The following is a 19,273-nucleotide window of genomic DNA, read 5'->3' on the forward strand; positions in this document are numbered from 1 at the left end:
CGCGTCCTGGAGGATTCGAACCTCCGACCGCCTGGTTCGTAGCCAGGTACTCTATCCAGCTGAGCTAAGGACGCGCAGATCTTCTTGCTAAGAAGTTGTGAAGTAAATCACATTCATTTCTTACGAAACAAAAAAAAGGCCATCGGGCCAGTCAATGAATGGCGGTGAAGGAGGGATTCGAACCCTCGATACGGGATAAACCGTATACTCCCTTAGCAGGGGAGCGCCTTCAGCCTCTCGGCCACCTCACCGTTTTCATTGTTATATCTCAAAAGAGATATGGCGCGTCCTGGAGGATTCGAACCTCCGACCGCCTGGTTCGTAGCCAGGTACTCTATCCAGCTGAGCTAAGGACGCACTTTTTGTTGATAAATCAACGTTGCAAGAATGGCGGTGAAGGAGGGATTCGAACCCTCGATACGGGATAAACCGTATACTCCCTTAGCAGGGGAGCGCCTTCAGCCTCTCGGCCACCTCACCGTCTTGCGGAGGCACATATTACGTTTTACCGAAAATATGTCAAACACTTTCTTTGAAAAAATCTACGAAACTGGCTTAACCGTTGCTGATTTAATCAAAGTGACTATTAAACGAACTTTATCACTCTATTATGATGAAAAAAAGAGAGTCTTCTCTGAAAAAAAGACATTTATTTTCAAATAACTTTCTGAAGTTCGAATCAATATTATTGATGAATTCACAGCCATACTCAACACAATAGTTTCTGCAAATTTTCAAAAACAGTAAAAACTAAAAAGGCCAACCCTTCGGTTAGCCTTTTTCATTCAAACTAAGCTCTGTAAACAGGAGCGACTTAGTAGTTACCTGAAGCAACGTTGCCATTGCCTTTTTCAGCTTGAATGCGCATGTAGATTTCTTCACGGTGAACTGAAACCTCTTTCGGAGCGTTAACGCCGATACGCACTTGGTTACCTTTAACACCTAGTACAGTTACAGTCACTTCATCACCAATCATCAGTGTTTCGCCTACGCGGCGAGTCAAAATTAGCATTCTTTGCTCCTTGAGTAATCTCTAAATTTTCTTGCTACAAAGCTATTATCCAACAAAAGTTATATTTTCGTAAACTACCTTGTTAGCGAAAATCAGCCTAAAAAGGCATGTTTTTGTTGAATGTTTAATGCTTCACTAGACGTAATGTAAGCATCATGCAGAATGTTTGCTGCTGTATCCACACATTCGGGTGCTAAAACTAGCATCATAGTGAGTGCATTCGTTGCGCTGAAATTGATCTCAATATCTCGCTTTGCCAACAAATCGCATGCGTGCTCTACCATTCCATTGGCCTCAAGCCCCACTGCGGTCAACAGGCTTACCACTTCACTATTACGGATTTTGTCGCTGAACACCAGATCGAACTTGGCACATGCATCTTGTTTTATCATGATACCTGCCCGTTCTGTTTCCTCGATCACATTCCAAATGTCGATACCCAACATCTGACATTGTTTTGTAGCACTAGATAAATGTTCTTTATCGACTTCGATTATGGCAAGGTCACGTTGAATGGCTATACCAGAGACGGCTTGATTGCCTAACTCCCCCTTTACCAGACTGCCTTCATTAACATCAAATGTCGAAAGCACGCGCAGTGGCACATTATTCTTCCATGCAAATTGCACTGAAGGTAAATGTAATACTTTCGCGCCTCGGCTTGCCATCGCTTCCATGGAAGGAAAATCGATAACCGCCAATTTTCGCGCGTTTTTCACTACACGTGGGTCACAAGTATAAATACCATCAACGTCGGTAAAGATTTGACACTCATCAGCGCGCAATGCGCCTGCCAGTGCCACTGCGCTCGTATCTGAGCCACCTCGACCTAATGTGGTGATATCCCCGTTCTCATTCACACCTTGAAAGCCTGCAACAATCACGATTTGGTCTTGCTCAAGCAATCCCAGAATTGTCTTAGTATCAATGTGTTTAATCGTTGCGTCATTGTGTTGATTATCCGTCACAATATTCGCCTGTGCTCCGGTAAGCGAGCGTGCAGCATGACCCAATTTATTGAGTGTCATTGCTAACAGTGCCATTGACACTTGCTCACCAGCAGAGAGCAAAACATCAAGTTCTCGAGCTGTAGGCACGCTATCTATCTGTTTAGCGAGGTCCATCAGTCTGTTTGTTTCGCCTGACATTGCAGACACGACAACAACAACTTGATTGCCATCATTTTTCGCCTTAATGATGTGTTCAGCAACTTGGTGGATTCTTTCAATTGAACCCACGGAGGTTCCGCCAAACTTTTGCACGATAAGGGGCTTTTTCACCAGTCTTCACCTTCCCAAGACCGAAGTCTCTTTAGAACTGCTTACATCGTCAGTATTTCCTTTTAGAAAAATTATATAAGCAGTAGTTACAACAAAAACCAAATAGCCTAAATGACTCGGTTAACTTTTGGTCAATTAAACCACTTGGCTGCTAAAAAAAATTACGCTCAATCAAAGAAACTTGATTGAGCGTAATTTTAGTAGTTAAAAGCTTATAAGCGCTCTTCTAACCAAGGCTGAACTGTTTTAATTGCCTCTGGTAGTGCGGCTACATCAGTACCACCAGCTTGAGCCATGTCAGGACGACCACCGCCCTTACCACCGACTTGCTCAGCAATCATCTTAACTAGATCACCAGCTTTTACTTTACCAGTTAGATCTTTAGTCACACCAGCAATCAGGCCAACCTTGTCACCTGTTACGTTAGCAAGCAGTACGACACCAGACCCCATTTGGTTCTTGATGTCATCAACCATAGTACGTAGGTTCTTGCTGTCAGCGCCTTCAAGAGCTGCGACTAGAACTTTTGTACCATTGACTTCAACCGCTTTGCCCATGATGTTAGCGCTTTCTGCTGCCGCCATCTTATCTTTTAGCTTCTGCACTTCTTTCTCTAGCGCTTTTGCTTTCTGTGCAGATTCTGCCAGTTTCTCTTCGTACTTCGCGTTTTGAGCTTCAATCGCGTCTAATGCAGCCTCGCCTGTTACCGCCTCAATACGTCGAATACCTGCAGCAATGCCGCTTTCTGAAGTGATTTTGAATAGGCCAATATCACCTGTGCTTGATGCGTGAATACCACCGCAAAGCTCTGTCGAGAAGTCGCCCATAGATAGTACGCGTACTTCGTCGTCGTACTTCTCGCCGAATAGAGCCATTGCGCCTTTCTTCTTAGCAGACTCAATGTCCATCACGTTGGTTTCAATCGTGTGGTTGCGACGAATTTGCGCGTTAACTAGGCGCTCAACTTCTTTCAACTCTGCTGCGGTTACGGCTTCTAGATGCGAGAAGTCGAAACGTAGGTTGTCTGCCTTCACCAATGAGCCTTTCTGCGTTACGTGCTCACCTAAAACCTGGCGTAGTGCTGCGTGTAGCAAGTGCGTTGCTGAGTGGTTTAGAGAGATAGCTGCGCGACGCTCTGCGTCAACGATAGTTGCTACTTCATCACCTTTCGCTAGAACGCCTTCTGCCATTACACCGTGGTGCGCGATTGCGTTACCTAGTTTTTGAGTGTCCTCAACGCGGAATACACCAGACTCAGTACGGATTTCACCAGCGTCACCACACTGACCGCCTGACTCTGCGTAGAATGGTGTTTCACCAAGTACGATGATTGCTTTGTCGCCCGCAGATAGCGAATCTACTTCGTTGCCTTCAACGAACATCGCTGCTACAGAACTAGAGCCTTTAGTACCTGTGTAACCACAGAATTCTGTTTGCGTATCAACTTTGATTGCTGCGTTGTAGTCAGTACCAAAGTTACCCGCTTCACGCGCACGTTGACGCTGCTCTTCCATCGCTTTCTCAAAACCTTCTTCGTCGATTGCGAACTCACGCTCACGTGCAACGTCGTTAGTTAAGTCAGCTGGGAAGCCGTAAGTGTCGTAAAGTTTAAATACGGTTTCGCCGTCCAGTACTTTACCGTCTAGGTTATCTAATGCTTCGTTTAGAATCGCCATACCGCGCTCAAGTGTACGACCAAAGTTTTCTTCTTCGATACGCAGTACTTTTTCAACCACAGCTTGTTGACGCTTCAGCTCTTCACCAGCCGTACCCATGATGTCTGCCAGTACGCCAACCAACTTGTGGAAGAATGCACCTTGTGCGCCCAGCTTGTTACCGTGACGAACTGCGCGACGGATGATACGGCGTAATACGTAACCACGACCTTCGTTTGAAGGCATAACGCCATCCACGATCAGGAATGAACATGAACGGATGTGGTCAGCGATAACGCGTAGTGATTGGTTTGATAGGTCTTCGTAACCGATCACTTCTGCTGCTGCTTTGATAAGAGCTTGGAATACATCAATTTCGTAGTTTGAGTGAACGCCCTGCATGATTGCAGAGATACGCTCGATACCCATACCAGTATCTACCGATGGTTTGGGTAGCGGTTCCATAGTGCCGTCTGCGTGACGATTGAACTGCATGAATACGTTGTTCCAGATCTCGATGAAACGGTCACCATCTTCTTCAGGCGTGCCAGGACGGCCACCCCAGATGTGCTCACCGTGATCGTAGAAGATTTCAGTACATGGACCACAGGGGCCAGTGTCGCCCATTTGCCAGAAGTTATCAGACTCGTACGGCTTGCCGCCTTCTTTATCACCAATGCGAACAATACGATCAGCGGGCACGCCAACTTTCTTGTTCCAGATGTCAAACGCTTCGTCATCGGTTTCGTAAACAGTTACCAATAAACGATCCGCTGGCAGTTTAAGAACTTCGGTTAGGAATTCCCAAGCAAAGGAGATCGCATCTTCTTTGAAGTAGTCGCCAAAGCTGAAGTTGCCTAACATTTCAAAGAATGTGTGGTGACGAGCAGTAAAGCCAACATTTTCTAGGTCGTTATGTTTACCACCAGCACGTACGCAACGCTGAGCCGTAGTCGCTCGAGTGTAGGCTCGTTTTTCTAAGCCTAAGAAACAATCTTTAAATTGGTTCATACCTGCGTTTGTGAACAGCAGGGTTGGGTCGTTATGTGGAACTAACGATGAACTTTCTACGATTTGGTGTCCTTTGCTCTCAAAGAACTTGAGGAACGCGTTACGAACCTCATCAGTGCTCATGTACATGCAGCTCTTCCTGAAAATAGTCGAGTTAGAATTTTGCCGTATTGTAGATCATGCAAACAGCTGAGACTAGTTTTCTTGAGGAAAAGAGGGAGTAGGAGAAAAAATTTGAAGCAAAACAAAAATCAGTGCGGACGACTGACCGTTAATCTTCGTCCTCAAAGCTCAGCGCGTTGCTGATTTGGTCAAAACTGTAGCCGCGATACTGCAGAAAACGAACTTGTTTTGCGTACTCTTTTTGGTCTTTGGCTTTAACACCTTTGAATTTCTTTTCTGCCGCCTGTTTAGCCAGTTCAAACCAATCTTGCGGCTCTTCAGCCATAGCTTGCTCAATCACCGATTCCGCAACACGCTTCTGGTTTAACTCTTGACGAATTCGACGCTCTCCATGTCCTTTGTATACATGCTGTCTAATTTGACTCTTCGCGTAACGTAAATCATCTAAATAGTTATGGTCTAGGCAAAAATTAATTGCGATGTCGATGTCTGATTCTTCATAGCCCTTCATCGATAATTTTTGGTAAAGCTCATACTGACCATGATCGCGACGGCTAAGCAATTGGATAGCAGCCTCTTTGCTCGATAATGTTGGCGCCTGGCGTTTTTGGTACATGATGATCCTAAAAGTATTTTTGCTGTACAGGCTCTCAATGGCCTTTGTGATAATTCGATTTTTGATTTCAATAGATACAACAAAGCCCCGCATTGCAGGGCTTTGTCATTTATTAATCTATGAGAGATTAAAACTCTTCAGCTTGCTCTGGCGCTTCAGGCGCTTCCGCAAGTGCTGGCGCTAGCAACATTTCACGAAGTTTTGTATCGATAGTTTTAGCCACTTCAGGATGCTCACGCAGGTAGTTACACGCATTCGCTTTACCTTGACCAATCTTATCGCCATTGTAGCTATACCAAGCACCGGCTTTTTCAACTAACTTGTGCTTCACACCTAGATCGACAAGTTCACCTTCGCGGTTAAAGCCTTGGCCGTACATGATTTGTGTGTTTGCTTCTTTAAATGGTGCTGCAATCTTATTCTTAACAACTTTGATGCGCGTTTCGTTACCTACCACTTCGTCACCTTCTTTGATTGCGCCAGTACGACGGATATCTAGACGAACAGAAGCGTAGAACTTAAGTGCGTTACCACCTGTTGTTGTTTCTGGGTTACCAAACATCACACCAATCTTCATACGGATTTGGTTGATGAAGATACACATACAGTTAGACTGCTTTAGGTTACCCGTTAGCTTACGCATTGCTTGAGAAAGCATACGTGCTTGCAGACCCATGTGGCTATCGCCCATTTCGCCTTCGATTTCTGCTTTCGGTGTTAGTGCTGCAACAGAGTCGACAACCATAACATCGATAGCACCAGAACGTGCAAGTGCGTCACAGATCTCTAGAGCTTGCTCACCTGTGTCTGGCTGAGAAACTAGCAATGCATCGATATCTACGCCAAGTTTCTTCGCGTATACAGGATCTAGAGCATGCTCTGCATCGATAAACGCACACGTTTTGCCTTCACGTTGCGCAGCAGCAATAAGCTCAAGCGTTAATGTTGTTTTACCTGAAGATTCTGGGCCGTAGATTTCTACGATACGACCCATTGGTAGACCACCAGCACCCAAAGCGATATCAAGAGAAAGAGAACCCGTTGAGATGGTTTCTACGTCCATTGCGCGGTTATCACCAAGGCGCATGATAGAGCCTTTACCGAATTGCTTTTCAATTTGACCTAGCGCAGCGGCGAGCGCTTTCTGTTTGTTCTCGTCCATTACTTTCTCCGATTTATTCATCTTCTTTGGGCGACGAATAGTAATTCATTTTTCTTAAGCAGAAGAACTGCTCAGCAATGAAAGTTATTATACTGTTGATTCATACAGTGTCCATACCTGTATGAAAAAAATTTGGCTGACCTAAAGTCATGATTTGCTCTAGCCCTTATCAATGCTGGGCTAAAACAAGTTAAGAAATTCTAGAGCAGATGTTGATACAATTGAGTCAGCGCGTGCTCGACCGCTTTTTTGCGAACTTCTGCACGGTCACCAGAGAAATGCATGGTTTCGACTTGCTGCCAACTTTGGTTATCAGCAAAAGCAAAGCAGACCATGCCGACTGGTTTCTCTTCACTGCCACCACCCGGCCCTGCAATACCACTGATGGACACACCGATGGTGGCATTGGAGTTTTTAATTGCACCCTGCACCATTTCAATCACAACTGGCTCACTCACTGCACCATGCGCTTCTAACGTTGAAGCTTGCACACCAAGCATCTCCATTTTCGCTTCATTACTGTAGGTGACGAACGCACGGTCAAGCCAAGCTGAACTACCAGCAATGTCAGTAATGGCGGTTGCAACACCACCACCTGTGCATGATTCTGCGGTTGTTAAAACATGCCCGTGTTTAGCCAATAATGCGCCTAAATCGGCACTCAATTTTGTTGTTTTTTCCATAGCCAAAATGCCCTTTGTCTCTTTTTACTTGATAGGGATTCACGTATCCTAAGCCGCTACGGAAATAAACAAAAGAACTTACCTGTGAAAGCTGAACAAAAACACACTCCGATGATGCAGCAATACCTCAAGCTAAAAGCTGAGAACCCAGAGATTTTGCTGTTCTACCGCATGGGCGATTTCTACGAACTCTTTTACGATGATGCCAAGCGAGCTTCTCAGCTTCTTGATATTTCATTGACCAAACGTGGTGCGTCTGCAGGTGAACCTATCCCAATGGCGGGTGTGCCATTTCACGCCGTAGAGGGCTACCTGGCAAAACTTGTTCAGCTTGGTGAGTCTGTGGCGATCTGTGAACAGATTGGCGATCCGGCCACCAGCAAGGGACCGGTAGAACGTAAAGTTGTGCGTATCGTGACACCAGGTACTGTGACGGATGAAGCGCTGCTTTCTGAGCGTGTCGATAACTTAATCGCAGCAATTTACCATCACAACGGTAAGTTCGGTTATGCGACGCTGGATGTCACCTCTGGTCGCTTCCAACTGACAGAACCAGAGACTGAAGAAGCGATGACAGCCGAGCTTCAACGTACTGCACCACGTGAGCTACTGTTCCCAGAAGATTTTGAACCTGTACATTTAATGGCGGGCCGCAATGGTAACCGTCGTCGCCCAGTCTGGGAGTTTGAGCTTGATACGGCTAAGCAACAACTCAATCAACAATTTGGCACAAAAGATCTGGTTGGTTTTGGTGTAGAACATGCGTCCTTAGGGTTATGTGCTGCTGGTTGTTTGATCCAGTACGTAAAAGATACTCAACGTACGGCTTTACCTCATATTCGCTCTTTAACGTTTGATCATCAGGATCAATCCGTCATCCTTGATGCTGCTACCCGACGTAATCTGGAAATTACTCAAAATCTAGCAGGCGGAACCGATAACACGCTCGCTGCAGTACTCGACCATTGTGCAACTCCGATGGGCAGCCGAATGCTGAAGCGTTGGTTGCATCAGCCTATGCGTTGCATTGAAACGTTAAACAATCGCCTTGATGCGATTGGTGAGATTAAAGAACAAGCTCTGTTTGCCGATCTTCAACCAACGTTAAAGCAAATTGGTGATATTGAACGTATCTTAGCGCGCCTTGCATTACGCTCTGCTCGCCCTCGCGATATGGCTAGACTTCGCAATGCCATGCAACAGCTACCAGAGCTAGAATCTGTCACCGCTTCTTTGACCCATCCGTACCTAACGAAATTGGCGAAGTATGCAGCTCCGATTGACGAAGTATGTGACCTGTTAGAGCGCGCGATTAAAGAAAATCCGCCGGTTGTTATTCGTGATGGTGGCGTCATCGCTGAAGGCTACAATGCGGAGCTCGATGAATGGCGAAAATTGGCAGACGGTGCAACAGAATATCTTGAGCAGCTTGAGCGAGATGAGCGTGAACGACACGGTATCGATACGCTTAAAGTAGGCTATAACAACGTTCATGGCTTCTTTATCCAAGTGAGCCGTGGCCAGAGCCATTTGGTTCCACCGCATTATGTACGTCGCCAAACACTCAAAAACGCTGAACGCTACATCATCCCAGAGCTTAAGGAACACGAAGACAAAGTACTTAACTCGAAATCTAAAGCGTTAGCACTTGAGAAACAGTTGTGGGAAGAACTGTTTGATCTATTGATGCCAAACCTTGAGAAGCTGCAAAACCTAGCTTCTGCTCTGTCTCAACTGGATGTATTACAAAACCTAGCAGAGCGTGCAGATTCGTTAGATTACTGCCGCCCAACGCTTGTGAAAGACGCAGGAATTCACATTCAAGCTGGTCGTCATCCAGTCGTAGAACAAGTAACAACAGAGCCGTTCATCGCGAACCCAATTGAGCTGAACCCAGCCCGTAAGATGTTGATCATTACCGGTCCAAACATGGGTGGTAAATCAACCTACATGCGTCAAACTGCGCTGATTGCATTGATGGCACATATCGGCTCTTATGTACCGGCAGAATCCGCACAGATTGGTTCTTTAGATCGTATATTTACTCGTATTGGTGCGTCAGATGATCTTGCATCTGGCCGCTCGACCTTCATGGTAGAAATGACCGAAACAGCCAATATTCTTCACAACGCAACTAAGAATAGTTTGGTGCTAATGGATGAAATCGGACGTGGTACTAGTACTTACGACGGTCTGTCTTTAGCTTGGGCAAGTGCGGAATGGCTCGCAACACAAATTGGTGCGATGACCCTATTTGCAACCCACTACTTCGAATTAACAGAGTTACCAAGCCAGCTGCCAAACTTAGCGAACGTTCACTTGGATGCCGTAGAACATGGAGATAGCATTGCCTTTATGCACGCAGTTCAAGAAGGTGCGGCAAGTAAGTCTTACGGTCTGGCTGTTGCGGGCTTAGCAGGCGTACCAAAAACGGTCATCAAAAATGCGCGTAACAAGCTATCTCAGCTAGAGCTACTGGGGCAAAACAGTGACACACCACGTCCAAGTGCAGTAGATGTGGCTAACCAGTTGAGCCTGATTCCAGAGCCTAGCGAGGTCGAACAAGCTCTGTCAGGTATTGACCCTGACGACTTAACGCCACGCCAAGCTCTTGAAGAGCTGTATCGCTTGAAGAAGATGCTGTAAACAGACTCACACCGACGAGCAAAAAAGAAAAAAGGCTATGGGGAACCATAGCCTTTTGTGTATCTAGTGAAATACGGATTATTTAATCGTCTTCTACGTTAAACAAGTTTTCCATATTCAAACCTTGTTTGATTAGGACTTCACGAAGACGACGTAAACCTTCCACTTGTATTTGACGTACTCGCTCACGTGTCAGACCAATCTCTCGACCAACTTCTTCCAGCGTCGAAGGCTCATAGCCTAGTAGGCCGAAGCGTCGTGCAAGCACTTCTTTCTGTTTCGGATTCAACTCTTCTAACCAATGAATCAACGATGATTTGATGTCGTCATCTTGAGTCGAAACTTCTGGATCAGAGTTGTTTGCATCAGGAATAATATCCAGCAGCGCTTTCTCACCGTCACCACCGATTGGCGTGTCGACAGAGCTAATACGCTCATTAAGGCGTAACATTTTGCTTACGTCTTCGACTGGAATATCTAATTGAGCAGCAATTTCCTCTGCGGTCGGTTCGTGATCGAGCTTTTGAGAAAGTTCACGCGCAGTACGCAGATAAATGTTCAGCTCTTTCACTACATGGATAGGTAGACGGATCGTGCGAGTTTGGTTCATCAACGCTCGCTCTATCGTTTGTCGGATCCACCACGTTGCGTAAGTAGAGAAACGGAAACCACGTTCTGGGTCGAATTTTTCGACCGCTCGGATCAAGCCGAGGTTACCTTCTTCAATCAGATCAAGTAGTGCTAGACCACGGTTACTGTATCGACGAGAAATCTTAACAACCAAACGTAGGTTACTTTCGATCATACGTTTGCGTGCCGCTTCGTCGCCACGTAGGGCGCGTCTTGCGTAAAGCACTTCTTCTTCGGCAGTAAGTAAAGGTGAGAAGCCAATTTCGCCCAAATACAACTGAGTTGCATCTAAGCTTTTACTGCTCGCGTCAAATTCTTCACGCGCAGTCGCTTTGCTTTCTGTGGATGATGATCTTTCGAGTTCGTTATCAATGGTCTTCACTGACGCATTGTCAAATGCAAACTCTTCAACTTTGGTTACTGTGTTGCTGATACTCATAACGCCTCCCCCTGGCGAGTTAGCAAGACATGACAACTCAATATGTCGCTAAATGATGTCGCAAGTTGTTTTTCAAAGTTTTAAGGCAAATAGCGTTTTGGATTCACTGATTTACCTTGATAGCGAATTTCAAAGTGTAGTTTGACCGACTTTGCACCTGAACTACCCATGGTGGCGATTTTTTGTCCGCTTTTTACGCTTTGTCCTTCTGTGACCAGCAGTTTGTCATTATGTGCGTATGCGCTTAAATAATTGTCGTTATGCTTTACTATAATTAAGTTGCCATAACCTCGTAGCGCATTGCCTGAATAAACGACTGTGCCGGCTGCGGTTGAAACGATAGGTTGACCACGCTGTCCTGCGATGTCGATACCTTTATTTCCCTGTTCTCCCGCCGAAAAGTTCTTGATTACTCTCCCTTTTGTTGGCCACAACCACTTTGAGACTTTATCACTCTTTGCTGTGGTAGTTGGCGCTTTTTGCTTCACTTTTTGGTTATCTTTTGAACCAACATACTCCTTTGTTTTCGATTGTTCAACCTTCTTTGGAGGCTGTTTTTGTACGACTTTAGGCTTAGTCTCTGTAGGTTTTTGACTAGAGTTTTTACTCGAAGGTTTGGGTTTAGAGGCTGTTGATGTTTTCGTCACTGGAGCTGGGGGTGTCGTAACAACAGGAGCCACAACGGGTTCAACTTTTTGACCATATTTAGGGGCGACATATTTCGGAGCCCAAAGTTTTAGCCTCTGTCCTGGGTAGATAGTGTAAGGCTGAGTTAACTCATTGTAACGAACAAGATCATTTACATCTTTATCTGTGACATAAGCTATGAAGTAAAGTGTATCGCCTTTTTTTACCTCATAATAACTCCCTCTGTAACTCCCTCTTTCAAGGCTTGAATAGTCTTTTTTTAGGCTAGAGACAGGTGCAGGGGAATGCGCTGCACAACCAACTAGTCCTGCAGCAAACACAAAGCTAATACCAATATGACGTAGTAACTTATTCACCTATCCCTAACCCTTAAGCTAAATCACCCGCAACCAGAGGTACGAACCGAACCATTTCTACAACGGTAGAGAGATATTCGTCTCCCTTACGCTCTATTTTTAATAACTGTTGTTCCGTATCTCCAACAGGAATGACCATTTTGCCGCCATCTCTTAATTGTGAGAGAAGAGCTTGGGGAATCACTTCAGCGGCAGCGGTAACAATAATAGCATCGAAAGGACCTCGCGCTTCCCAGCCCTGCCACCCATCAGCATGCTTAGTTGAAACATTGTAGATATCCAATTGCTTCAGGCGACGCTTTGCTTCCCATTGCAACGATTTAATTCGCTCAACGGAGTATACATGATCAACAATTTGCGCCAGTACCGCGGTTTGATAACCCGATCCCGTTCCGATTTCCAGAACACGACTCGCCGGTTCTAGCTCAAGCAACTCGGTCATACGAGCAACGATATAAGGCTGAGAAATAGTTTGTCCCTGACCAATTGGTAACGCATTGTTATCATAGGCTTGGTGCATCATCGCTTGAGAAACAAAGCTTTCTCGTGGCAAGCGTTGGATAACATCCAGAACTCTTTGGTCTTTGATGCCACTGGAGATAAGAAACGCTATCAACCTGTCAGCATGTGGGTTACTCATTACTTCTCTTCCTTTAACCAACTATCCATAGCACGCAGCGACTCGTGAGCGGTGAGATCAACTTGCAGAGGCGTCATTGAAACTCGGCCATGCTCAATTGCATAAAAGTCCGTGCCCTCTCCTGCATCTTGCTCCTTTCCTGGTGGCCCTAACCAATAAATGTCATGGCCTCTCGGATCTTTCTGCTTGATCATATTCTCAGCGTGATGACGAGCACCTAAGCGAGTCACTTCAATTTCACCTAAATTCTCTGATGGTAAGTCAGGCACGTTTACGTTCAGTAGACGATTCGTTGGAATCGGCGACGCTAAATGCTGTTGTACAATTTGACGTGCAATTTTAGCGGCGGATTCGAAATGTCGCTTACCCACTAGAGAAAAAGCCACCGACTGAACGCCAAGGAAATGACCTTCCATGGCGGCTGCTACTGTTCCAGAATAAAGAACATCATCACCCAAATTAGCGCCATGGTTGATTCCTGACAGAACAAGATCAGGCAAATCATCTTTCATTAGCTCATTCAGCGCGAAATGCACACAATCCGTGGGCGTGCCTTGCACTGAGTAGATATTTGGGGCAATTTCAGTCACGCGTAATGGTTGTTCTAATGTGAGTGAATTCGAAGCACCTGAACGATTTCGATCAGGTGCGACAATGGTCACTTCGGCGATATCTCTCAACTCATCAGCGAGGGCATGAATCCCTTGTGCATGAACACCATCATCATTGCTGATTAAGACTCTTAAGGGCTTCGGGTTTCGTGAATCCTGTTCCATTAGTATTCTCTTTCTACTTCAACCTCATTAACTAACTCACGAACAATAGAGGTCGCAAAAGATCCCGCATCCAGTGAGAAAGTCAGCGTAATGTTGTTACCTTCAACCGTCCAAGCTAAATCTTTTGGCTTCAGCGCAATATCGCGACGATCGTGGCGCATGCGATTACCACGAATCAACGCCATGAGGTCAGGCTCTTCGTCTAAAAACGGTTGCTCTAATGCCAGAGCCTCGGCTTGAGTAGGCAGTGCATTATCGCCAGCAAGCGCAGCGGTAATTGCCGCTTCACCTTGTGCAAATTGCACTTGCAGAGCAGCGATGTTGTTTGCATCAATCAACTGAGTGCCAGAATTCGTCTGTGCAATGTCACCATCAATGAACTTATCAAACACACCATTCTCTAGACGAGCTGAAACGATGCGGTTGAAAATCCACGAACGAGCCGCTGATAAATACATACTGCGCTTGTTTTGATTGCGGGTACGAACGTTTTCGCGTCCCCATCGACGTGCTTCTTCAAGGTTGTTGCCATCGTTACCAAAACGCTGACTACCAAAGTAGTTTGGCACACCTACTTGTTTCACATTTTCAAGACGTTGCTCAACATCCGCTACATCTGTCACTTCAGACAAAGTAACCACGAACTCGTTCCCTACTAAGTCACCAGGACGCAGTTTTTTGTTGTGACGATCCGTTGCAAGGATTTCGATGCTCGGGTATTGCGCCAAAAATGCTGAAAAGTCTGGGGTTTCACCTTTTGGTAAATGCACGCTTAGCCACTGTTCAGTCACAGCATGACGGTCTTTAAGACCTGCCCAGCTGACGTCTTTCGACTTAACACCACAGGCTTTTGCTAACTCGTTAGCTACGAAGCTGGTGTTCTCACCTGTTTTACGGATACGAACCATTAAGTGCTCGCCTTCACCCGTAAAGGCAAAACCTAAATCTTCGCGAACCTGAAAATGCTCTGGTTGCGCTTTGATTTTTGCAGATGCAACTGGCTTACCTGTTAGGTAAGCCAATGAAGATAAAATGTCTGACATGATGTGTTTCCGCTGATATCACAGCTTAGAGGAGCAAATTGCTAGTTATTGCTTAAACAGAAGTACAACTGCTTCCGTTGCAATGCCTTCTTTGCGTCCAGTAAAACCAAGACGTTCTGTCGTCGTCGCTTTTACGTTAATGTTGTTAATGTCGGTTTCCAAGTCTTCGGCAATCGCTGCGCACATGGCTTCAATGTACGGAGCCATCTTAGGCGCTTGTGCCATGATGGTTACATCAGCATTGCCAAGACGGTAGCCTTGCTCTTTAACTCGACGGTAAACGTCTTTCAGTAATTCACGACTGTTTGCGCCTTTCCATTTATCATCCGTATCTGGGAAATGACGACCAATATCGCCGGCAGCAATCGCGCCCAGCAGAGCATCCGTTAACGCATGCAACGCTACATCGCCATCTGAGTGAGCAATCAAACCTTGCTCATAAGGGATTGCTACACCACCAATAATGACTGGGCCTTCACCACCGAATTTATGTACATCGAAACCATGACCAATTCGAATCATTTTCTATCCTTTCTTTATTCGCCGCGCTCACGGCTTAGATAAAACTCGGCTAACGCAAGATCTTCTGGCTGAGTGATTTTTATATTGTTCGCATTCCCTTGAACTAAGGCTGGCTTCTCGCCTAACCATTCCAAAGCCGAGGCTTCATCGGTAATGGTTACACCCTGTTCTAATGCGTCAGCCAGTGCTTGAGTAAGCTGCTGAGTTTTAAACATTTGTGGAGTCAGTGCATGCCACAATGCTTCTCTATCTACCGTATGATCGATATCTTGTACTACGTTTGCTCGCTTCATTGTATCTCTCACAGGAGATGCGAGAATGCCACCCGTTGAGTGGGCGCAGCAAACATCAATCAAACGGTCAATGTCGGATGTTAATACACATGGCCTCGCAGCGTCGTGGACTAATACCCACTCGCTTTCCAGATGCTCATTGACATAGTTTAGCCCTGATAACACAGAGTCTGCTCTTTCTTTACCACCAGCTACACGAATCACATCTGGGTGCTTAGCAATGGACAATTCTGGGTAATATGGGTCGCCGTCAGTAACGGCAACGACAACCTTAGAAATATTTGGGTGAGAAAGCAGTTTCTCTACGGTATGTTCCAGTACCGCTTTACCTTCGATCAATAAATATTGCTTAGGGCGATCTGCCTTCATTCTGCTCCCTACACCAGCAGCAGGCACAATTGCGATATGCGATGAGTTCATATCCAACATTTTAATGGTTTTCCTCACCTATAATGCGGTAAAAAGTCTCGCCATCTTTAACTAAACCGAGCTCATGACGCGCACGTTCTTCAATCGCATCAAGACCTTGCCTTAAGTCATCAATCTCAGCGAACATTTCATTGTTGCGAGCTTGTAGCTTGCTGTTCACTTGTTGCTGAACTTCAATTTCATCTTTTACTGTGTAGTAGTCAGACACTCCGTTTTTACCAAACCATAGAGTGTATTGAAGCAAGCCAAACAGTAGCGTAAGGGCTATAACAAAGATTCGCATATCGCTGCTAACATTCTGTACCGGAAGGAATTAGATAAGGTGACATATATAGCATAAATGCGAGGTTGCCTCTAGGGGAGAAAGGGAGACTCACACGCTCCTTACAAGAAATAGGCAGCAAAATGAAACAAAGAGACTTCTCTACTCTCTCTCCTCGTTCTATGGAATCACAAATGAACGTAAGCGAAAGACATCAAAAAGCAAAGCCTGTTCTCATATGTCAGATACAAAAACACCCCGCCAAAGCAGGGTGTTTTAAAAGCTTTAAGTTAAGCTGCTAATTCAGTGAAGAATTAAGCTTGACCTTTAACTTCTTTAAGACCGTTGAAAGGAGCGCGCTCACCTAGAGCTTCCTCGATACGGATTAGCTGGTTGTACTTAGCAACACGGTCAGAACGGCTCATAGAACCAGTTTTGATTTGACCTGCAGCTGTACCTACCGCTAGGTCAGCGATAGTTGCATCTTCAGTTTCGCCAGAACGGTGAGAGATTACTGCTGTGTAACCTGCGTCTTTAGCCATCTTGATTGCAGCTAGAGTCTCAGTTAGAGAACCGATTTGGTTGAACTTGATAAGGATAGAGTTAGCTACGCCTTTCTCGATACCTTCAGCAAGGATCTTAGTGTTAGTAACGAATAGATCGTCACCTACTAGTTGAAGCTTGTCACCTAGTAGTTCAGTTTGGTGCTTGAAGCCATCCCAGTCAGACTCGTCTAGACCGTCTTCGATAGAAACGATTGGGAATTGGTTAGCTAGCTCAGCTAGGTAGTGGTTGAACTCTTCAGAAGTGAAAGTTTTACCTTCGCCTTTCATGTTGTAGATGCCAGCTTCTTTGTCGAAGAACTCAGATGCAGCACAGTCCATAGCTAGAGTAACGTCTTTACCTAGTTCGTAACCAGCAGCTGCAACAGCTTCTGCGATAACTTCTAGAGCTTCAGCGTTAGATTTAAGGTTAGGAGCGAAACCACCTTCATCACCAACTGCAGTGCTGTAGCCTTTAGACTTAAGAACTTTAGCTAGGCTGTGGAATACTTCTGCACCGATACGTAGACCTTCTTTAAGAGTCTTAGCGCCAACTGGTTGGATCATGAACTCTTGGATGTCAACGTTGTTGTCTGCGTGCTCGCCACCGTTGATGATGTTCATCATTGGTAGAGGCATAGAGAACTGACCTGCAGTGCCGTTTAGCTCAGCGATGTGCTCGTATAGAGGCATGCCTTTCGCAGCAGCAGCAGCTTTAGCGTTTGCTAGAGAAACAGCTAGGATAGCGTTAGCACCGAATTTAGATTTGTTTTCAGTGCCGTCTAGTTCGATCATTACTGCGTCGATTGCAGCTTGGTCTTTAGCGTCTTTGCCAACTAGAGCTTCAGCGATTGGGCCGTTTACAGCTTCAACTGCTTTAAGAACACCTTTACCTAGGAAACGTGCTTTGTCACCGTCACGTAGCTCAAGAGCTTCGCGAGAACCAGTAGATGCGCCAGATGGAGCTGCCGCCATACCTACGAAACCGCCTTCTAGGTGTACTTCAGCTTCTACAGTTGGGTTACCACGTGAGTCGATGATTTCACGACCTAGAACTTTAACGATCTTAGACATTAATGTTTCCTCTCGTTTCAAATATAAATGTCAATCTTAAAGGGCAGCAGCACAACCTTCGCCGCCGCCCGTATCCTTTTACTTCTCGAATTCGCCGCGTGCGTTTTGGCCCGCAGCCTTAACAAAACCTGCAAACAATGGATGTCCATCGCGAGGAGTCGAGGTGAATTCTGGGTGGAACTGAGCCGCTACAAACCATGGGTGAGCTGGGTTCTCAATCATTTCCACTAACTTCTTGTCCGCAGATAGACCTGATACTTTTAGGCCTGCTTTTTCGATTTGCGGACGAAGCACGTTATTCACTTCGTAACGGTGACGGTGACGTTCATGGATCGTCGCGCTACCGTACAGTTCACGAGCTTTAGTCCCTTTCTCTAGGTGACACAGCTGTGAACCAAGACGCATCGTACCGCCTAGGTCAGACTTTTCAGTACGCTCTTCTACGCTACCTGATTCGTCTACCCACTCTGTGATCAAACCTACCACAGGGTACTTCGTCTCTTTGTTAAATTCTGTTGAATGTGCACCTTCCATACCCGCAACGTTACGCGCGTATTCGATTAGTGCAACTTGCATACCCAAACAAATACCCAGGTAAGGCACGTTATTTTCACGTGCATATTGAGCCGCACGGATCTTACCTTCAATACCACGATCGCCGAAGCCACCTGGTACTAGGATCGCGTCCAAACCTTCTAGAAGTTCAACGCCTTTTGTTTCGATATCTTGTGAGTCTACATACTTAATTGTGACGCTTAGACGGTTTTTCAAGCCAGCGTGTTTAAGCGCTTCGTTCACAGATTTGTATGCATCTGGTAATTCAATGTATTTACCAACCATACCGATGGTTACTTCACCAGTAGGATTTGCTTCTTCGTAGATAACCTGTTCCCATTCAGAAAGGTCTGCTTCCGGAGCAGTAATACCAAAGCGAGCACACACAAGGTCATCTAGACCTTGAGATTTAATCAACTGAGGGATCTTGTAGATAGAGTCTACATCCTTCATTGAAATTACTGCTTTTTCTGGAACATTACAGAACAGTGCGATTTTTTTACGCTCATTCGCAGGAATAACGCGATCGCTACGGCAAACTAGGATATCTGGCTGAATACCGATAGATAGAAGTTCTTTTACAGAGTGTTGCGTCGGCTTAGTTTTCACTTCGCCCGCTGCCGCTAGGTAAGGAACAAGTGTTAGGTGCATGAACATTGCGCGCTCACGGCCTAGCTCAACAGCTAGCTGACGAATCGCTTCCATAAATGGTAGCGATTCGATATCACCAACAGTACCGCCAACTTCAACGATAGCCACATCATGGCCTTCAGAACCTGCAATAACGCGATCTTTGATTGCGTTAGTGATATGAGGGATAACTTGAATAGTTGCGCCTAGGTAGTCACCACGACGTTCTTTACGAAGTACGTCGGC

At 45.7% G+C, this 19,273-nt stretch carries 17 protein-coding genes and 4 tRNA genes; 1 reads left to right on the top strand and 20 read right to left on the bottom strand.

The window, feature by feature from the left end:
• From R7F07_RS03310 to pncC, 10 genes are all read right to left on the bottom strand, one after another.
• Positions 1 to 74 (bottom strand) — tRNA-Arg (locus tag R7F07_RS03310).
• 85 nt (positions 75 to 159) lie between these two features.
• Positions 160 to 251 (bottom strand) — tRNA-Ser (locus tag R7F07_RS03315).
• Between the two features lie 29 nt (positions 252 to 280).
• Positions 281 to 357, bottom strand: a tRNA-Arg gene (locus R7F07_RS03320).
• Positions 358 to 388: 31 nt separating this feature from the next.
• Positions 389 to 480: transfer RNA gene (locus R7F07_RS03325), tRNA-Ser, on the bottom strand.
• A 334-nt stretch (positions 481 to 814) separates the two neighbouring features.
• The gene (gene csrA / locus R7F07_RS03330) at positions 815 to 1,012 is read right to left on the bottom strand and encodes a carbon storage regulator CsrA (RefSeq protein ID WP_004415691.1); all 198 of its coding nucleotides are present in this window, start codon (positions 1,010 to 1,012) and stop codon (positions 815 to 817) included.
• 92 nt (positions 1,013 to 1,104) lie between these two features.
• On the bottom strand, positions 1,105 to 2,292 hold the full coding sequence (locus tag R7F07_RS03335) for an aspartate kinase (RefSeq protein ID WP_005383803.1): 1,188 nt from the start codon (positions 2,290 to 2,292) through the stop codon (positions 1,105 to 1,107).
• Between the two features lie 212 nt (positions 2,293 to 2,504).
• The gene (alaS, locus tag R7F07_RS03340) at positions 2,505 to 5,087 is read right to left on the bottom strand and encodes an alanine--tRNA ligase (protein ID WP_005380872.1); all 2,583 of its coding nucleotides are present in this window, start codon (positions 5,085 to 5,087) and stop codon (positions 2,505 to 2,507) included.
• 142 nt (positions 5,088 to 5,229) lie between these two features.
• On the bottom strand, positions 5,230 to 5,697 hold the full coding sequence (gene recX, locus R7F07_RS03345; RefSeq protein WP_171343188.1) for a recombination regulator RecX: 468 nt from the start codon (positions 5,695 to 5,697) through the stop codon (positions 5,230 to 5,232).
• A 127-nt stretch (positions 5,698 to 5,824) separates the two neighbouring features.
• The gene (recA, locus tag R7F07_RS03350; RefSeq protein WP_171343187.1) at positions 5,825 to 6,859 is read right to left on the bottom strand and encodes a recombinase RecA; all 1,035 of its coding nucleotides are present in this window, start codon (positions 6,857 to 6,859) and stop codon (positions 5,825 to 5,827) included.
• A 200-nt stretch (positions 6,860 to 7,059) separates the two neighbouring features.
• On the bottom strand, positions 7,060 to 7,542 hold the full coding sequence (pncC, locus tag R7F07_RS03355; RefSeq protein WP_005383794.1) for a nicotinamide-nucleotide amidase: 483 nt from the start codon (positions 7,540 to 7,542) through the stop codon (positions 7,060 to 7,062).
• Between the two features lie 84 nt (positions 7,543 to 7,626).
• Between pncC and mutS the strand changes: the two genes are divergently transcribed.
• Complete coding sequence (gene mutS, locus R7F07_RS03360; protein ID WP_025768847.1) at positions 7,627 to 10,188, top strand: DNA mismatch repair protein MutS; 2,562 nt, start codon at positions 7,627 to 7,629, stop codon at positions 10,186 to 10,188.
• An 82-nt stretch (positions 10,189 to 10,270) separates the two neighbouring features.
• Here mutS and rpoS read toward each other — a convergent pair whose 3' ends face one another.
• From rpoS to pyrG, 10 genes are all read right to left on the bottom strand, one after another.
• Complete coding sequence (rpoS, locus tag R7F07_RS03365; protein ID WP_005380887.1) at positions 10,271 to 11,257, bottom strand: RNA polymerase sigma factor RpoS; 987 nt, start codon at positions 11,255 to 11,257, stop codon at positions 10,271 to 10,273.
• An 80-nt stretch (positions 11,258 to 11,337) separates the two neighbouring features.
• Positions 11,338 to 12,261 carry a peptidoglycan DD-metalloendopeptidase family protein gene (locus R7F07_RS03370; protein ID WP_017633546.1) on the bottom strand — a complete coding sequence of 308 codons (924 nt, stop codon included), beginning with the start codon at positions 12,259 to 12,261 and terminating at the stop codon, positions 11,338 to 11,340.
• 13 nt (positions 12,262 to 12,274) lie between these two features.
• The gene (locus tag R7F07_RS03375; RefSeq protein ID WP_171343186.1) at positions 12,275 to 12,901 is read right to left on the bottom strand and encodes a protein-L-isoaspartate(D-aspartate) O-methyltransferase; all 627 of its coding nucleotides are present in this window, start codon (positions 12,899 to 12,901) and stop codon (positions 12,275 to 12,277) included.
• Positions 12,901 to 13,677: a 5'/3'-nucleotidase SurE gene (surE, locus tag R7F07_RS03380; protein ID WP_005380894.1), complete on the bottom strand. Its 777-nt coding sequence runs from the start codon at positions 13,675 to 13,677 to the stop codon at positions 12,901 to 12,903. The genes R7F07_RS03375 and surE overlap by 1 nt, the downstream gene beginning before the upstream one ends.
• Entirely contained in the window at positions 13,677 to 14,720 is a 1,044-nt protein-coding gene (truD, locus tag R7F07_RS03385) for a tRNA pseudouridine(13) synthase TruD (protein WP_171343185.1), read from the bottom strand. The genes surE and truD overlap by 1 nt, the downstream gene beginning before the upstream one ends.
• 45 nt (positions 14,721 to 14,765) lie before the next feature.
• Positions 14,766 to 15,242, bottom strand: a complete 477-nt coding sequence (gene ispF, locus R7F07_RS03390; RefSeq protein ID WP_053304132.1) for a 2-C-methyl-D-erythritol 2,4-cyclodiphosphate synthase — start codon at positions 15,240 to 15,242, stop codon at positions 14,766 to 14,768.
• Between the two features lie 14 nt (positions 15,243 to 15,256).
• On the bottom strand, positions 15,257 to 15,964 hold the full coding sequence (gene ispD / locus R7F07_RS03395) for a 2-C-methyl-D-erythritol 4-phosphate cytidylyltransferase (protein ID WP_171343184.1): 708 nt from the start codon (positions 15,962 to 15,964) through the stop codon (positions 15,257 to 15,259).
• 1 nt (position 15,965) lies between these two features.
• Positions 15,966 to 16,247: a cell division protein FtsB gene (ftsB, locus tag R7F07_RS03400; protein WP_005380907.1), complete on the bottom strand. Its 282-nt coding sequence runs from the start codon at positions 16,245 to 16,247 to the stop codon at positions 15,966 to 15,968.
• Positions 16,248 to 16,540: 293 nt separating this feature from the next.
• Positions 16,541 to 17,842 (bottom strand): phosphopyruvate hydratase, encoded by a 1,302-nt coding sequence (gene eno / locus R7F07_RS03405; protein WP_318110438.1) that lies wholly within the window; start codon positions 17,840 to 17,842, stop codon positions 16,541 to 16,543.
• A gap of 78 nt (positions 17,843 to 17,920) precedes the next feature.
• A partial coding sequence (gene pyrG / locus R7F07_RS03410) for a glutamine hydrolyzing CTP synthase (RefSeq protein ID WP_318110439.1) occupies positions 17,921 to 19,273 on the bottom strand: 1,353 nt, incomplete at its 5' end.

It is taken from the genome of Vibrio sp. YT-16 (genome assembly GCF_033337405.1).
Classification (GTDB): Bacteria; Pseudomonadota; Gammaproteobacteria; order Enterobacterales; family Vibrionaceae; genus Vibrio; species Vibrio alginolyticus.

What these genes read in the sequence shown, in the direction of transcription:
- eno (WP_318110438.1), bottom strand. Translation starts at nt 17,842, where the DNA reads ATGTCTAAGATCGTTAAAGTTCTAGGTCGTGAAATCATCGACTCACGT.
- rpoS (WP_005380887.1), bottom strand. Translation starts at nt 11,257, where the DNA reads ATGAGTATCAGCAACACAGTAACCAAAGTTGAAGAGTTTGCATTTGAC.
- ispF (WP_053304132.1), bottom strand. Translation starts at nt 15,242, where the DNA reads ATGATTCGAATTGGTCATGGTTTCGATGTACATAAATTCGGTGGTGAA.
- alaS (WP_005380872.1), bottom strand. Translation starts at nt 5,087, where the DNA reads ATGTACATGAGCACTGATGAGGTTCGTAACGCGTTCCTCAAGTTCTTT.
- ftsB (WP_005380907.1), bottom strand. Translation starts at nt 16,247, where the DNA reads ATGCGAATCTTTGTTATAGCCCTTACGCTACTGTTTGGCTTGCTTCAA.
- recA (WP_171343187.1), bottom strand. Translation starts at nt 6,859, where the DNA reads ATGGACGAGAACAAACAGAAAGCGCTCGCCGCTGCGCTAGGTCAAATT.
- ispD (WP_171343184.1), bottom strand. Translation starts at nt 15,964, where the DNA reads ATGTTGGATATGAACTCATCGCATATCGCAATTGTGCCTGCTGCTGGT.
- truD (WP_171343185.1), bottom strand. Translation starts at nt 14,720, where the DNA reads ATGTCAGACATTTTATCTTCATTGGCTTACCTAACAGGTAAGCCAGTT.
- pncC (WP_005383794.1), bottom strand. Translation starts at nt 7,542, where the DNA reads ATGGAAAAAACAACAAAATTGAGTGCCGATTTAGGCGCATTATTGGCT.
- csrA (WP_004415691.1), bottom strand. Translation starts at nt 1,012, where the DNA reads ATGCTAATTTTGACTCGCCGCGTAGGCGAAACACTGATGATTGGTGAT.
- recX (WP_171343188.1), bottom strand. Translation starts at nt 5,697, where the DNA reads ATGTACCAAAAACGCCAGGCGCCAACATTATCGAGCAAAGAGGCTGCT.
- surE (WP_005380894.1), bottom strand. Translation starts at nt 13,677, where the DNA reads ATGGAACAGGATTCACGAAACCCGAAGCCCTTAAGAGTCTTAATCAGC.
- R7F07_RS03375 (WP_171343186.1), bottom strand. Translation starts at nt 12,901, where the DNA reads ATGAGTAACCCACATGCTGACAGGTTGATAGCGTTTCTTATCTCCAGT.